This window comes from Methylobacterium sp. CCH5-D2 (assembly GCF_001556475.1).
GTDB classification, from domain to species: Bacteria; Pseudomonadota; Alphaproteobacteria; order Rhizobiales; family Beijerinckiaceae; genus Methylobacterium; species Methylobacterium hispanicum.
This window is the reverse complement of record NZ_LSIX01000043.1, coordinates 1-207: the sequence shown is the minus strand read 5'-3', so window position 1 is coordinate 207 and position 207 is coordinate 1. Positions and strand designations below refer to the sequence as shown.

Sequence of the window (207 nt, the reverse complement as noted above, 5' to 3'; positions counted from 1 at the left end):
GAGCGGGCCCACCCCGCCCCGGTTGCCGGCCCCCGGCAGGATCTCGCCCGGCCGGTAGATCCCCTGGGCGAGCTGATCGGGATCGAGCGCGACCTCGCCGCCGCTGGCCGTGCCGCCGACGAGGATCGCCCGCTCGGCCCCCGGCGTCCCGGCGCCCTGCAGCTGCACGAAGGAGCGCAGCGGGATCTCGCGGGCGAAGCGGCGGGC

Annotated in this window: 1 protein-coding gene; it reads right to left on the bottom strand. The window is 79.2% G+C overall.

Annotated features, from left to right (window positions below):
* On the bottom strand, positions 1-207 hold a 207-nt coding region (locus AX737_RS33935; RefSeq protein ID WP_197430409.1), incomplete at both ends, for a hypothetical protein.